This is a genomic window from Arthrobacter sp. B6, assembly GCF_001663775.1.
GTDB lineage: Bacteria > Actinomycetota > Actinomycetes > Actinomycetales > Micrococcaceae > Arthrobacter.
This window is the reverse complement of sequence record NZ_KV467168.1, coordinates 1271641-1285397: the sequence shown is the minus strand read 5'-3', so window position 1 is coordinate 1285397 and position 13757 is coordinate 1271641. Positions and strand designations below refer to the sequence as shown.

At 65.2% G+C, this 13757-nt stretch carries 14 protein-coding genes and 1 pseudogene; 7 read left to right on the top strand and 8 right to left on the bottom strand.

Annotated features, from left to right (window positions below; all coding sequences use genetic code 11):
• A partial coding sequence (locus tag AU175_RS05520) for an alpha/beta fold hydrolase (RefSeq protein WP_231938464.1) occupies nt 1-732 on the bottom strand: 732 nt, incomplete at its 3' end.
• 6 nt (nt 733-738) lie between these two features.
• On the bottom strand, nt 739-1125 hold the full coding sequence (locus AU175_RS05515) for a TfoX/Sxy family protein (RefSeq protein ID WP_066286518.1): 387 nt from the start codon (nt 1123-1125) through the stop codon (nt 739-741).
• Nucleotides 1126-1368: 243 nt separating this feature from the next.
• Between AU175_RS05515 and AU175_RS05510 the strand changes: the two genes are divergently transcribed.
• Nucleotides 1369-1572 (top strand): cold-shock protein, encoded by a 204-nt coding sequence (locus AU175_RS05510; RefSeq protein ID WP_066274236.1) that lies wholly within the window; start codon nt 1369-1371, stop codon nt 1570-1572.
• Between the two features lie 99 nt (nt 1573-1671).
• On the opposite strand, the gene AU175_RS21620 is transcribed toward AU175_RS05510, so the two are convergent.
• Nucleotides 1672-1833, bottom strand: coding sequence for a hypothetical protein (locus AU175_RS21620; RefSeq protein ID WP_156642181.1), 162 nt, complete (start codon nt 1831-1833; stop codon nt 1672-1674).
• A gap of 107 nt (nt 1834-1940) precedes the next feature.
• On the opposite strand from AU175_RS21620, the pseudogene AU175_RS05505 reads away from it, so the two are divergent.
• Nucleotides 1941-3239, top strand: a pseudogene (locus AU175_RS05505) (plasmid pRiA4b ORF-3 family protein).
• Nucleotides 3240-3266: 27 nt separating this feature from the next.
• Here the strand turns inward: AU175_RS05505 and ctaD are convergent.
• Together ctaD and AU175_RS05495 are read right to left on the bottom strand one after the other, a co-directional pair.
• Nucleotides 3267-5018 carry an aa3-type cytochrome oxidase subunit I gene (ctaD, locus tag AU175_RS05500; protein WP_066286516.1) on the bottom strand — a complete coding sequence of 584 codons (1752 nt, stop codon included), beginning with the start codon at nt 5016-5018 and terminating at the stop codon, nt 3267-3269.
• A gap of 99 nt (nt 5019-5117) precedes the next feature.
• Entirely contained in the window at nt 5118-5852 is a 735-nt protein-coding gene (locus tag AU175_RS05495; RefSeq protein WP_066286515.1) for a FadR/GntR family transcriptional regulator, read from the bottom strand.
• A 190-nt stretch (nt 5853-6042) separates the two neighbouring features.
• On the opposite strand from AU175_RS05495, the gene AU175_RS05490 reads away from it, so the two are divergent.
• Both AU175_RS05490 and AU175_RS05485 read left to right on the top strand, forming a co-directional pair.
• Entirely contained in the window at nt 6043-6582 is a 540-nt protein-coding gene (locus AU175_RS05490; protein WP_066286513.1) for a gluconokinase, read from the top strand.
• A gap of 85 nt (nt 6583-6667) precedes the next feature.
• On the top strand, nt 6668-8071 hold the full coding sequence (locus AU175_RS05485) for a GntP family permease (RefSeq protein ID WP_066286511.1): 1404 nt from the start codon (nt 6668-6670) through the stop codon (nt 8069-8071).
• A gap of 108 nt (nt 8072-8179) precedes the next feature.
• Here the strand turns inward: AU175_RS05485 and AU175_RS21205 are convergent, their stop codons facing one another.
• Nucleotides 8180-8479: a hypothetical protein gene (locus tag AU175_RS21205; protein WP_082979018.1), complete on the bottom strand. Its 300-nt coding sequence runs from the start codon at nt 8477-8479 to the stop codon at nt 8180-8182.
• 206 nt (nt 8480-8685) lie between these two features.
• On the opposite strand from AU175_RS21205, the gene AU175_RS05475 reads away from it, so the two are divergent.
• Both AU175_RS05475 and AU175_RS05470 read left to right on the top strand, forming a co-directional pair.
• The gene (locus tag AU175_RS05475) at nt 8686-9504 is read left to right on the top strand and encodes an SDR family NAD(P)-dependent oxidoreductase (protein WP_066286508.1); all 819 of its coding nucleotides are present in this window, start codon (nt 8686-8688) and stop codon (nt 9502-9504) included.
• A gap of 190 nt (nt 9505-9694) precedes the next feature.
• Nucleotides 9695-11140, top strand: a complete 1446-nt coding sequence (locus AU175_RS05470; protein ID WP_066286506.1) for an amino acid permease — start codon at nt 9695-9697, stop codon at nt 11138-11140.
• Here the strand turns inward: AU175_RS05470 and AU175_RS05465 are convergent.
• Together AU175_RS05465 and AU175_RS05460 are read right to left on the bottom strand one after the other, a co-directional pair.
• Nucleotides 11126-12130, bottom strand: coding sequence for a CU044_5270 family protein (locus tag AU175_RS05465; protein WP_066286503.1), 1005 nt, complete (start codon nt 12128-12130; stop codon nt 11126-11128). The genes AU175_RS05470 and AU175_RS05465 overlap by 15 nt on opposite strands.
• On the bottom strand, nt 12127-12738 hold the full coding sequence (locus AU175_RS05460) for an RNA polymerase sigma factor (RefSeq protein WP_066286500.1): 612 nt from the start codon (nt 12736-12738) through the stop codon (nt 12127-12129). Before AU175_RS05460 ends, AU175_RS05465 begins: the two co-directional genes overlap by 4 nt.
• Before the next feature lie 235 nt (nt 12739-12973).
• Here AU175_RS05460 and AU175_RS05455 point away from each other — a divergent pair, with 235 nt between their 5' ends.
• Nucleotides 12974-13741, top strand: a complete 768-nt coding sequence (locus AU175_RS05455) for an IclR family transcriptional regulator (RefSeq protein WP_066286499.1) — start codon at nt 12974-12976, stop codon at nt 13739-13741.
• The last annotated feature ends 16 nt before the right edge of the window (nt 13742-13757 follow it).

The window sequence follows — 13757 nt, the reverse complement described above, 5'->3', positions numbered from 1 at the left end:
CGCCCCCCCCAGCCGCTCGGGCTCGATCCGGTGCGGCGGGTCGAAGTGGTGGCGCTTGGGGAACACCTCCAGATGGAAGTCGGGGAAGAAGACCCTTGCCAGGCGGCTGGCGATCTCGCCGTAGTCATCCGGGTTGCTCAGCCCGCCCAGGGCGAAGAACACGGGCTGGCGGAACTTGGCGAGCCGCTCCCTTTCCAGGTCATAGCTCTGGAAGGTCCGCAGGAAGGCTTTGATGCCCGCGGGCCGCTTAGCCATCCACGGCGGCGGGGGACCTGGCGGGGGCGGCGGCGGCAGGACGACGTCGTGCCTCACTCCCAGCCGCATGAAGGTGGGCAGGAACTGTTCCGGAGGAAGTGCTTCCAGCTGCTCATACTGTTTCCGGATTTCGGCGTGGGCGGGGCTCCAGTCCCAGTTTCCGGCCCAGGCGGGCTCGAGCAGCGCCAGGCTGAGCAGCCTGTCGGGGTGCTTGGCGGCGAACGCCAATGCCGCCGCGCCGCCACCGGAGTATCCGACAAGGTGGAATGTCTCCCACCCGAGGCGATCAGCCTCGCGCAGCACGCCGTCGACCTCTGTGTCCAGGCTCCAGCCGGGCGGAGGTTCGTCGTCCGCGTAGAGCTCCAGGTCCTTGGCGACGGCCTGTACATCGGGTCCGAGGGCTTCCATCAGCGCGCCGTACGCCGGCTGCGCGGGGAGAACAGAGCCCGGAAGCAGAATCACCCGAATCGGTTCCATCTGCGGCTATTTCCTGGCGGTCTTGGGCTTGGACGCCTTCGGTTCCTTGGGCGGCAGGGTTGCGGCATGGTCAAACGCCTTCTCCACCCACGCCCTTATCCGGGCGTCGTCGCCGTCGCCCTCCGCGTTCCACACTTCCGGCAATCCGCTGTAGCCGGCCATGGGCCGCTCGGCAGGCCCGAACGGGACAGTCCGCTCCGTGCTTTCCAGCGCCACCCTGTCCTCATCACCGAGCTTCACTCCGATGGTGGGGCCGAACAGGCCGGCGAACATGTTGCCGTTTACGAACGCCCCGAGGTTGCCGAACATCGGCTTCACCACCACGTCCGGATGGTCCGGCATCGCCGAGCGGAAACGTTCCTTGTCGGCGTCGGACGGCTTGGGCATCTCCATGGTTTTCTCCCGGGGTAGTGGCGGGCTGGATCTGTTGGCAGGATATGCCCGTGGCGGCCGGTGGTAAATGGTGTCCGGAATCTCCTGTACAGTGGTTCTTGTTGTTGTGTTTATGCAGTTGGTAGTTCAGGCAGTACGCGCGGTCGAAAGTCCGCGTTCTTCTGAAGTAGCGGTTTTGAACACCCCACACCGGAGGACCCGAAAGTCGGGACTTTTCCTCCACCTTCACGAAGGACAAAAATAATGGCTACTGGTACCGTCAAATGGTTTAACGCTGAAAAGGGCTTCGGCTTCATTTCCCCCGATGACTCCTCACAGGACGTTTTCGCACACTACTCTGCGATCGCTTCCTCCGGCTTCCGCTCACTCGAAGAGAACCAGAAGGTCTCCTTCGAAACCGAGCAGGGCCCCAAGGGTCCCCAGGCCGTAAACATCCAGTCCCTCTAATTCTTTAGAGAAACTGGGGCCTTAGGGTTTCATATTTCAAAGCAGGGCCGGTCATTGACCGGCCCTGCTTTTTGTTAACCCGGCTGTGCTTTTCCCATCTCAGGGCACTGACAGTTGGATGGGCGCCGTGGTGACAGGCCCGCCGCACTGTTCCGTTCCGCCCACCCTGGTCCAGACAAGGTCATGCTCCGGCTCGGCCAGCACTGTGCCGTCCGCGGCGAGGGCGCGGACTGTAACTTCCGACGGCGAGCCGAAGGTCACGCCGCAGGGGTTTCGCGCCCCACCCCGCCCGGACATCGCAAGCCTGCCAGGGAACGCGGCGGGAGCGGGCCAAGGGTCAACCACCGCGGCCGTCCCGGTCTGGCACAATGGCCACCATGCAACCAGCCGGTACCGTCCCAGCCTTTGACCTCCGGATCAGCATCGAGGATACCGAGCCGCTCATCTGGCGCAGGCTGAAAGTGCCAGTGACGCTGACCGTGGCCGAGTTCCACCTGGTAATCCAGGCCGCTTTCGGCTGGGAGAACCGCCACCTCTAAGCTGTCCGCTCCGTGGACGGCAATGGAACCCCGCGGGTGATCATCGGTCCCGACGAGCAATCGGAAGATCTCGACGCTGAGCCGGCATCCGGCGTCGTGCTTTCCGACCTGCTGCATGCCGATAAACCGAGCACCGCGCTGGACTATGAGTACGACCTTGGTGACGGCTGGACGCATCAAGTGGAGCTGATTGGGCCCGCAGAGCTGCCGGTTGGGGAAGTCGTTTGCGTCGACGGCGCCAACCGAGGACCGGTGGAGGATTCCGGTGGACCCCACGGCTACGGCCGGCTCGTGGAGATTCTCGGGGACCGGGCTCATCCGGAATACCAGGACGCTTCTTACTGGACCTTCATGACCACCGGCGAGTACAGCCCAGCGGCCTTCGATGCCACTGACTTTGACCTCGGCGCGGCCAACCGGAAGCTGAGGCTGCTCAGCCTCCAATGGTGGCCGCGGCCACTCACCGATGAGGAGCGCGACGCCGTGATCCGGCCGGTCCGCTGGCTCCTCGAAAAAGCTGCGGGCGGACTGGAACTGACGAAGGACGGCTACCTGAAGCCAGCCACTGTCCAGAGCGCCCTAGACGAGCTGGGCTGGCGCGATGGCGTGCTGGGCAAGGGGAACCGCGAGGCAAATGCGATACAGGTCCGAGAGCTCCGGGAGCACCTCCTGGCCTGGAAGCTGCTCCGTAAGTTCAAGGGCAGCCTGGTACTCACCCCTCGCGGAAAACGCGGACTGGAGCGGCCTGGGGACCTGTGGGACTACGTTGTGGAATCTATTGCGCGGCCGGAGCACGATGCCGTGCGCCTGGCCACGCGACTGTACACGGAGTGGCACCTCAGCGGCATCGCGCCGCCGTCGACCCACCGTTTCGAGGTGATCCGCGATGCCGTGGAGGCCGCCGGCTTTGTCACCCGGTCCGGACATCGCATCCCCGACGACTGGGTCACCGACATCAACCGGGTGGTGATGTGGAACCTGAAGTGCCTGCACGTGATGGCCCCCAAGGTGCGCTACCGCGACAGGGCGCTGCTTACCGACGGCGGGGTGAAGTTCCTGCTGGAGGTCCGGGAGATTGACGCGGTGTTTTCCCGCAGCCGATCCCAGGAAGCAGGGCCGGTCATTTGACCGGCCCTGCTGTCCACACCCGCTTAGCTACTTGTCCGGATTAGGATCCCGGACGTCTTTTTCGCCGATGTCGGCCGCACCCAAGGCTGCCGCCGCCGGGCTGTGGACGGCTTCATGCTCGCGGACCCGGATCTCGGGGTGGTGCAGATCCAGTGCGGGGCGTTCCGAACGGATCCGAGGCAGCGACGTGAAGTTGTGGCGCGGCGGCGGGCAGGACGTGGCCCATTCGAGCGAGGCGCCGAAGCCCCACGGATCGTCCACGGTCACCTTTTCGCCGGCCCGCCACGTGATGTACACGTTCCAGAGGAACGGAATCATCGAGGCACCCAGCAGGTAGGAGCCGAGGGTGGAGAACTGGTTCATCCACATGAAATTGTCTTCCACCAGGTAGTCCGCGTAGCGGCGGGGCATGCCTTCGACACCCAGCCAGTGCTGGATCAGGAACGTTCCGTGGAATCCGAGGAACAGCATCCAGAAGTGGATCTTCCCGAGCCGCTCGTTGAGCATGGTGCCGGTGAACTTTGGCCACCAGAAGTAGAAGCCTGCGAACATGGCGAACACCACGGTGCCGAACACCACGTAGTGGAAGTGCGCCACCACGAAGTACGAGTCAGAGACATGGAAGTCCAGCGGCGGCGACGCCAGGATGATGCCCGTCAGGCCGCCGAAGAGGAACGTGACAAGGAAGCCCAGGCTCCACAGCATCGGAGTCTCGAAGGTCAGGGACCCCCGCCACATGGTGCCGATCCAGTTGAAGAACTTCACGCCGGTCGGAACCGCGATCAGCATGGTCATAAAGGCGAAGAACGGCAGCAGCACCGATCCGGTCACGTACATGTGGTGCGCCCACACGGTCATGGACAGGGCGGCGATGGCGATGGTCGCGTAGACCAAACCCTTGTAGCCGAAGATTGGCTTGCGGCTGAACACCGGGAAGATCTCCGAGACGATGCCGAAGAACGGCAGGGCAATGATGTACACCTCGGGGTGTCCGAAGAACCAGAACAGGTGCTGCCAGAGGACCGCGCCGCCGTTCTCCGGGTCATAGATATGCGCGCCGAACCTGCGGTCGGCACCCAGGGCGAACAGGGCCGCGGCGAGCGGCGGGAACGCCATGATCACCAGGATGGCGGTGACAAGGGTGTTCCAGGTGAAGATCGGCATCCGCCACATGGTCATGCCCGGGGCGCGCATGCAGATGATGGTGGTGATGAAGTTGACGGCACCAAGGATGGTGCCGAAGCCGGACAGCGCCAGGCCGAACACCCAGAGGTCTCCGCCAACGCCGGGGCTGAACGTTGTGTTGTTCAACGGCGCATAGGCGAACCAGCCAAACGACGCAGCGCCCTGCGGGGTGATGAATCCCGAGACCGCGATGGTGGACCCGAAAAGGAAGAACCAGAACGCCAGGGCGTTCAGCCGCGGGAACGCCACGTCCGGCGCGCCGATCTGCAAGGGCATGATCACGTTGGCGAATCCGGCAAACAGCGGGGTGGCGAACATCAGCAGCATCATGGTGCCGTGCATGGTGAACAGCTGGTTGTACTGCTCCTTGGTCTGCAGGATCTGCATGCCGGGCTCGAAAAGTTCGGCACGGATGAGCAGGGCCATGACACCAGCCATCATGAAGAACACAAAGGACGCGATCAGGTACATGTACCCGATGACCTTGTGGTCCGTGGAGGTGAGCCAACTGACGACGAGGCTGCCTTTGCGCCGGCGAACTACGGCGGGCGCTGCGGTAGCGGCGGCCCCTTGTGATTGTCCGGTAACGGCCATTTTCCACCTCACAGGATCCTGTATGGCGCGAACGGAGCCCGTTGCATGAGCACCTAATTGCAGGCTACTCAGGAACGCGGCGTCCGGGAAGAGGTGAAGCTAGTGCAGGCCCATCGCGTTCCGGACCTCGTCCAGGATGTGGTGCATGGCGGTCTCCGCCTTTACGGCATCCCCGCCGGCCACCGCGGCGGCAACGTCCTCGTGTGCCTGCAGCGCTTCGTTCCGGGGCTTGAACGGCATGAGGCCCTGCTTGGTACGGCTGGTCAGCACTTCGGCCACCATGCCCTCCAGCGCCGTGAACATCTCGTTGCCGCAGCTTTGCAGCAGCAGGCAGTGGAACTCGATGTCCGCGGCGAGGAAGCCCTCGAGTTCGCCGGCCTCACCCAGTCGCCTCAGGTCGGCGGCCAAGGCAACCAGCTTGGCGCGCTCGGCAGCGCTCGCCCGGCGGGCGGCCCCGGCGGCGGCAATGGGTTCGACGGCGATGCGCAGCTCGGTGAGGCTGCTGTACTGGAGCTCGCGCCGGTCCGACGCCAGGCGCCAGCGCACCAGCTTGGGATCGAAGACATTCCACAGCCTGGGTTCCTGGACCACGATGCCCACCCGACGGCGTGAATATATGAGGTTCATGGATTCCAGGACCTTCATGGTGTCCCGCGCGACGGTGCGGGAAATGCCGTACTCCTGCTGGATGCCCTCAAGGGTGAGCCGGCTGCCGGGAGGAAGGGTCCCAGAGGCGATGGCCACGCCAACCGCCTCGAGAACGCGTTCATGCATGGCGGGGGAGGCCCCGCCGTCGTGCGCGTCATCCGCGTCCGCTGGTGTCGCCGTCGACATCTTGCCTGCCTTCCTCTGCGCGAGCGCGCCTTCCTATCGTACCGACAAAATGCTAAAGGTATGATCTGTGACACCAAAAGATAGTATCTATGGCGTAGAATGGTGATATCTTATCTTCAGTGCATCTCACTGTGAGCTGCACAACGAGCTTTCTCCCCTAAGCCAACGGCGTCTTCTTCGGAGGTAAAACATGCAGTATCCAGCCACCCACCTGGTGGTGATGGGCGTTGCCGGTTCCGGCAAGTCCACCATTGCGGCAGCTCTTTCCCAGCAGCTTGGCTGGGCCTGTGCCGAAGCGGACGAGTTCCACCCGCAGTCCAACATCGACAAGATGACCCAGGGCATCCCCCTGCAGGACGAGGACCGCTGGCCCTGGCTGCAGGAAATCCAGGACTGGATGAGCGCCCAGGCGGCAGCCGGGAAGAGCACCGTGCTCACCTGCTCGGCGCTCAAGCAGAGCTACCGCCAGCTGCTCGCCGAAGCACAGGGCCGGGTCCTGTTCCTGCACCTGCACGGCGGGGCCGACCTGATCGGCCAGCGCATGCAGGGCCGCGAAGGCCACTTCATGCCCCCCACCCTCCTGCCCAGCCAGCTGGCCACCCTGGAACCGCTGACCGATCAGGAAGTGGCCGCGGGCAGCCTGCGCCTGGACATCTCCAAGTCCCCCGAGGAACTGGTCAAGACCATCATCGACGCCCTCCAGCTCCCTGCCGACCAGGCGCCCTGCTGAGCATGCGCGCCCTGCCGAGCCTGCGCTAAGGCTTTTCACTTTTCAGCTTCACAATCCCCAATCAATTCTGTTTCAAAGGAGAACCATGGTCATCGAAGGATGGACCCAAACGCTGGGAGCGGGCCCCCTGCTGCTCATCGCGGCGGCGGCGATCGCCGTGCTGCTGTTCCTGATCATCAGGCTGCGGATGCACGCGCTGGTCGCGCTGATCGTGGTCAGCCTCGCCACCGCGTTTGCCACCGGAATTCCCGCCAACCAGGTAGTACCGGTGCTGATCAACGGGTTCGGCACCACCCTGGGCACCGTGGCACTCCTCGTCGGCCTGGGCGCCATGCTGGGCCGCATCGTTGAAACCAGCGGCGGCGCCAAGGTGCTGGCCGACTACCTGATCGGCGTCTTCGGCGAGAAGCGCGCGCCGTTCGCCCTGGGCCTGGCCTCGCTGATCTTCGGCTTCCCCATCTTCTTCGACGCCGGCCTGGTGGTGATGCTGCCCGTCGTCTTCGCCGTTGCCCACCGACTGGGCGGGGGAGTGCTGCGCTACGGCCTTCCCGCCGCCGGTGCCTTCTCCGTGATGCACATCTTCCTGCCGCCGCACCCGGGCCCGGTTTCTGCCGCAGCCTTCTTCGATGCCAACATCGGCCTGGTCATGATCGCCGGCCTCATCACCGCCATCCCCACCTGGTACGTCACCGCCTACCTGTTCGGCCTGTGGACCGGCAAGAAGCTGGTCCTCCCCGTTCCGGAAATCCTGGGCCACGCCAGCGCTGAAGCCGAGGCCCACCCGCCGCGCTTCCGCACCATCATCGGCCTGCTGCTCCTGCCGCTCGTGCTGATCTTCCTCAACACCGGTTTGAACACCCTCGCTTCGTCCGGCGTGCTGTCCGAGGCCGTCAGGAACGAGCAGTGGTTCCAGATCCTGCGCACCATCGGTGAAACCCCGGTGGCCCTGCTGATCGCCGTCCTGGTGGCCGTGTTCGTCCTGGGCGCCCGCCGCGGCAAGGACGCCGGCGCCATCGAGAAGCTGCTCGAATCCTCGCTCGGCCCCGTCTGCTCGGTTATTCTCATCACCGGCGCCGGCGGCATGTTCGGCGGGGTCCTGCGCACCTCCGGCATCGGCGCGGCCCTGGCCGACGTCCTGGGCGACGTGGGCATCCCGCTGATCCTGGCAGGCTTCCTGATCTCCGCCATCCTGCGCATCGCCCAGGGTTCGGCCACTGTGGCGCTCACCACCACTGCCGGCCTCATCGCCCCCGCGGTGGCTCTCGCGGGGCTGAACGGCATGCAGGTTGCCGCGCTGGTCATCGCCGTTGCAGCCGGCTCCGTGGTGGTCTCCCACGTCAACGACTCCGGCTTCTGGCTGGTGGGCAGGTTCTTCGGCATGGACGTCAAGACCACGCTGAAGACCTGGACCGTCATGGAAACCCTCATCGGCGTGATGGGCTTCGCCATCGCGGCGGTCCTGTTCCTCCTGGCCGGGGTGGTTGGCTGACGCCTGAACCCCGCCCCAACTAGGTAGCAGCAGGTGTCGTTCTGAACCCTCAAAACGACACCTGCTGCTACTTGCTTTTGACGGGAGGAGGGGAACCTTCCCTAAGGCTCAGTGCTCGTCGTAATGCCCTTCGTGTTCGGCGTGGCGGTGGCCGTCGTGGATGTAGTCAACGTGGTCCCCGTGCTGGGACTTTTCGTGGGTGCAATCCGGGCCGCCATGCTGGTGCTGCGCAGGGGTGTGCTCGGCCGGATCGTCGTGCTCGTCGTAATGGCCTTCGTGTTCGGCGTGGCGGTGGCCGTCGTGGATGTAATCAACGTGGTCCCCGTGCTGCACGGTCACATGGGTGCAGTCCGCTCCGCCGTGCTGGTGGTCCGTGAGTGTGTGTTCAGCCTGGATTTCCTGAGTCATCATGCTCTCCTTCGGTAGGGCGGAAACTTCCGGGTAGTGCCTGTGTGTACGCAATGGTTCCACCCGGCATCTGCCTTGGCTAGTGTTCATTGCGGCTGGAAAGGGTCCCGACGCCCTGGCGTGCGGGAACACCCGCTGGCCAACGCTCGTTGTGCCAAAGGCAGCGTGTTCCACCCAGACGCTGAATCGCAACCAAAGGACACCCCTTGACCCAACGCACCATCGTGATCACCGGCGCCAGCGACGGCATCGGCGCAGCAGCCGCGCGGAAGCTGGCGGAGGCAGGGGACCGGGTGGTCGTCGTCGGCCGTTCCGAGGAAAAGACGCAGGCCCTCGCCAAGGAACTCAACGCGGACTACTTCGTTACCGACTTCGCCGAACTGGGCCAGGTCCGCACACTCGCCGCGCAGCTGCGGGACGACTACGACCGGATCGACGTCCTGGCCAACAACGCCGGCGGCATACGCGGCGGGCACAAGCTCACCGTGGACGGAAACGAATCCACCTTCCAGATCAACCACCTGGCACCGTTCCTGCTCACGACCGAGCTCATGGACGTCCTCACCGCCAGCGACGCCAAGGTCATCAACACCTCCAGCGGCGCCAACAACTTCGGCAAACTGGACCTCTTCGATCTCAACGCCGAGCACAGCTACTCCACCCACCGCGCCTACGGCACCGCCAAGCTCGCCAACATCCTCTTCACCTCCGAACTGCACCGCCGCTTCGGTGAGCAGGGAATCACGACGGCGGCATTCCACCCGGGCGTGGTCCGCACCAACTTCGCGGCGGACTCCACCAGCCCCTGGCGGCACGCCTACAAGACCCTGCTCAACCGCTTTATGCTCAGCCCGGACCAGGGCGCCGACACCCTCCTCTGGCTCATCAACGGCACCGCCGGCACCGACTGGGTCTCCGGCGCCTACTACGCCAGGCGAGCCCTGGCCAAGGCCAATACACAGGCCTACGACGCCGAGCTGGCGCGAGGGCTGTGGGAGGCCAGCGAGGCGCTGGTGTCACGCTAGGCCGGCTGGCGGCGGGTCACCGAAGGTAATAAGCGTGCAATATGAACAAGTTGGCATGACTTTAACGAGCGAAATTCGGTGATTGTGCTAATTTCTCTCTGTTGACGTGCATATCTTCGTGACCCCGGACGGGGCAGGGGAGTGCGCCCATCTGACGCACACCTGCTGACCACCCTCCCTGGAGACGCCCGTGGAATCCCCATCACCCCTGACGCTGGAACCGAAGACCGCCGGGCCTGGACCAACCCAGCCCGGACTCCGGCGCTCCATGGGCCCCCGGCACCTCGTGATGATCGCGATGGGCGGCGTCATAGGGTCAGGCCTGTTCCTCAGCTCGGGATACACCATCTCCCAGGCCGGTCCTCTGGGCGCCGTGCTCGCGTACCTGGTGGGCGCCTTCGTGGTGTACCTGGTGATGGCATGCCTGGGCGAACTGGCCGTCGCTTACCCCGTGTCCGGCGCGTTCCACATCTACGCCGCCCGCTCCATCGGGCCCGCCACCGGCTTCGCCACCGCGTGGCTGTATTGGCTCTGTTGGGCCGTGGCCATCGGCTCCGAGTTCACCGCGTCCGGCCTGCTCATGCAGCGCTGGTTCCCGGACGTTGAGGTCTGGGTCTGGTGCCTGGTGTTCGCCGCCGTGCTGTTCGGCTTCAACGCAGTGTCCTCCAAGTTCTTCGGCGAGTCCGAGTTCTGGTTCGCCATCGTGAAAGTGGCCGCCATCATCGGCCTGATTGTCCTGGGCGGCGCCGCGCTGTTCGGGTTCCGCCCGCTCAGCGACGGCGGCAGCCACCCTTTCCTCTTCGAGAACTTCCACACCGCCGGAGGCCTGTTCCCCAACGGCTTCACTGGAGTCCTGGTCACCGTGCTGGCCGTGTTTTATGCTTTCTCCGGCTCGGAACTCATCGGCGTGGCGGCGGGCGAAACCAAGGACCCCGGCACCGCCATCCCCAAGGCCATGCGCACCACGGTGATCCGCCTGCTGATCTTCTTCGTGGGCGCCATCACCGTCATCGCCGCCACCATCCCCTACACCGAGGTGGGGCTGGACGAGAGCCCGTTCGTCACGGTCTTCTCCTCCATCGGGATCCCGTTTGCTGCCGACATCATGAACTTCGTCATCATCACGGCCCTCCTCTCGGCCGGCAACAGCGGCCTCTTCTCCTGCGCCAGAATGCTCTACTCCCTGGCCGACGAGGGGCACGCGCCCCAGGCCCTGAAGAAGCTGACCCGCCGCGGCATCCCGCTGACCGCGCTCTCCGTGAGCATGGTGGGCGGCATCGCCTCGCTGGTCAGCAGCGTGGTGGCCCCGGAGACGGTGTACCTGGTGCTGGTGTCCGTTGCCGGATTCGCCGTAGTGGGCGTGTGGATGTCCATCACCGCCTCGCACTTCTTCCACCGGCGCGCCTTCGTGCGGAACGGCGGAGACGTTGCGGCCCTGGCCTACAAGGCCCCGCTGTTTCCCCTGGTGCCCATCCTGGCGTTCACGCTGTGCGTCATTTCGCTGGTGGGCATCGCACTGGACCCCAACCAGGTGGCCGCCCTCTACTTCGGCGTCCCGTTCGTTGCCGCCTGCTACGGCTACTTCCACCTCCGGCACGGCCGGAAAGGGACGGTCAGCGCGTCACTGCGGGGCTGAGTCAACGATCCGGTAGTCGATGGCCGTGTGGCCCACCACTTCGTTGGAGCCGAATCCGAAGGCTGCATAGGTCATGATGGTTCGTTCGCCGATGACCAGCCCGGTGTCGGGGTCAATGATCATTTCCGCCCTTTGGCCGGCGCGAAGGGGTTCCGTCCGTCCGATCGCTATGCCAACCTTGCCGTCGAAGTTGGCTTGCTCGCTCGCGTTGACCCCGGGGATCAGGGCCAGAGCCTGGTAGAGACCTGCGCGCAGGTCTGCAGGAATGAGTCCCATCCTGAGGATGTCGGTGATGCGGACGAAGTTGTTCTCATCCCGCGACGCTGATCCTCCCTGATAGCTGGAGTTGAAATGGTCGTACAGCGCCTGCCCGTCCCTTGGCAGGGCGGCCAGCTCGTCGTCTGACATCAGGGTCCACGGGCCGCCGTAGAAATGTCCGTCCTTCGCGCGGATGACCTCAATCTCCATGGGCACCGGGTGGGCGTCACCCCAGTCGCGCCTGAGGACCCAGTCCGCATCGGGGTCGCTTGGCCGGTAAACGTCGATTGTCTGGGCGTTCATGCTGTTTTTCATATTCCCAGCCTCGTCGATTCCGGAGACGAGCCAGTTGGCGTGCGTGTGCACGAGCAGGTATTGGCCCGGACCTGGCGCGGGATCGACGAAAGTCATGGACTGGTCCGCTGCTGCCCGCAGGACCCCAGCTGCGTGCGCGCTTTGCGCGGTGACGCTTATCTGCCCAACAGCCAGCGCGCCGACGGCCGCTGCCGCTGCCATGAGCAGAACCCGCCGGGTTGGCCTGGGACGTGCCGGCGGAGAGACCTCCACCGTGGCCTCGGAATATCCGGCCCGGCGGTTTCGGCGGTGGTGGCTGGGCGCCGCCTTGCCGGGCCTGTATCGGAGCGGGTCCTCTGCTCCGGTGAGCGTGGGCAGTTCGACGAGCTGCCGGCGTAGGGCTTCACGCCTGTCGGACTGGAATTGGGAGGTGTTCATGATGTTCTCCGTCCAAGAATTGCCTGAGCGTCAGGCTCATGTTCCTGCACCATCTGGCTGTAGAGGGCGCCGAGCCGGGACTTTGCCCTGTGGAGGCGTGACTTCACAGTTCCGTCCGCGATGCCCAGGGCTGCGCCTGCCTCTTTGGCCCCCAGGCCCTCGAGGATGCACAGCGTCAGCACGTCCCGCTCTTGTGGCCTTAGCCGGGTGAAGGCTTCCCTCAGGGCGGACGTTTTGTGACGGGTATCGTCGGCGTCCGCTATGTGCTCTGCAATGTCGGTTTCGTCTGCGGGTGCGGGGAGCTGGCTGAGGAAGTGCCTGTAGCGGCGTTGCTGGCGGACGTGGTTACGAAGGGTGTTGTTCGTCGTAACCAGCAGCCAGGGCAGTATCGAATCGTTCACCATGCGGATACTGCTCCGCCGGCGCCATGCCTCGTAGAAGACGACCGCAGTGACGTCCTCGGCCACATGGGGCTGGCGCAGCACACTGAGGGCGTGCCGCCAGACCCGGTCGTGGTGGCGGTCAAAAAGCACACCGAAGGCGTCGCCGTCACCGTTGACAACCTGGCACCACAACACCTCGTCCGAGACACCCGATTCTTCGCCCATACCTCATAGTGTCCGGTCACCTTGGCCGGTTCCATGATGGGGGGAACTATTTTGGCCGCATACCGCCGAAGCGGTCAGGCGGGGGGAAGGTCCGACGGCGGCAGGCCGGTGTCCAGCCCATGTCACCTGCGTGACCGCTCAGGCCGCCGTGACCGCCCTGGCCGCCCCGGCGGCCGCGACCGCTCAGGCCACCGTGGAAGAATAGGGCGGGCACCGGCAGGAAGGGGTAAGACGCGTGGATTCATCCGCCGAGGCGTCATCATTAGCGCAGGGGCTCCGGATTGTCCGGCTGGTGGTTGACCGGGAGAAGCACGCGCGGCAGCCGTTGGGCGTTTCCCAGCTGGCGGCGGAGCTGGACATGGACCAGAGCCGCGTATCCCGGCTGGCGCAGGAACTGTGCGATCTGGGTCTGCTGGAGCGGGCAGACCGGGGACCGTTCCGGACCGGGCCGCGGTTCTTCAGCCTCGCCGCTTCGCTCAACACCGGCTGGGTGCGTGAGGCCAGGCCCGAACTCGAGTCGCTCGTCTCCGCCCTGGGGCTGCGGGCGCGGCTCTCCGTCCGGGACGGCTTCCGGGCCATCCTGCTCCGCGCCTCCAGTAACGACGCCGCCTTGGGCAGCTTCGTTGCGCCGGGCATGGTGACACCGGTGTGGTGCACCGGCGCCGGCAGGGCTTTGCTCTGGGACCATGACCGGCCTGCCCTGGACCAGCTGCTGGGCGGGGTGAACTTCATCGGCGTCGGCGGCCCCGGCGCGGCGCACGCCGTGGAGGAAGTCTGGGAGCTGATGGGCCGTGACCTGTCGCGCGGCTACATCACCTCCGACGAGGAATTCGAGCACGACATCGTGGAACTGGCCGTCCCGGTCCGGAACGCCGGCGACCACATCCTGGCTTCGCTCAGCGTGCTGGGACGGCGGGCCGAAGTGGGCGATGACGCCGCGGATATTGCCACCGTCCTGCGCGGCGCCGCGGACAACATCGCGTCCTTCGCCGCCGCAGGCTAAGCCTGCAACCCGCTAA

What these genes read in the sequence shown, in the direction of transcription:
- AU175_RS05515 (WP_066286518.1), bottom strand. Translation starts at nt 1,125, where the DNA reads ATGGAGATGCCCAAGCCGTCCGACGCCGACAAGGAACGTTTCCGCTCG.
- AU175_RS05510 (WP_066274236.1), top strand. Translation starts at nt 1,369, where the DNA reads ATGGCTACTGGTACCGTCAAATGGTTTAACGCTGAAAAGGGCTTCGGC.
- ctaD (WP_066286516.1), bottom strand. Translation starts at nt 5,018, where the DNA reads ATGGCCGTTACCGGACAATCACAAGGGGCCGCCGCTACCGCAGCGCCC.
- AU175_RS05495 (WP_066286515.1), bottom strand. Translation starts at nt 5,852, where the DNA reads ATGTCGACGGCGACACCAGCGGACGCGGATGACGCGCACGACGGCGGG.
- AU175_RS05490 (WP_066286513.1), top strand. Translation starts at nt 6,043, where the DNA reads ATGCAGTATCCAGCCACCCACCTGGTGGTGATGGGCGTTGCCGGTTCC.
- AU175_RS05485 (WP_066286511.1), top strand. Translation starts at nt 6,668, where the DNA reads ATGGTCATCGAAGGATGGACCCAAACGCTGGGAGCGGGCCCCCTGCTG.
- AU175_RS21205 (WP_082979018.1), bottom strand. Translation starts at nt 8,479, where the DNA reads ATGACTCAGGAAATCCAGGCTGAACACACACTCACGGACCACCAGCAC.
- AU175_RS05465 (WP_066286503.1), bottom strand. Translation starts at nt 12,130, where the DNA reads ATGAACACCTCCCAATTCCAGTCCGACAGGCGTGAAGCCCTACGCCGG.
- AU175_RS05460 (WP_066286500.1), bottom strand. Translation starts at nt 12,738, where the DNA reads ATGGGCGAAGAATCGGGTGTCTCGGACGAGGTGTTGTGGTGCCAGGTT.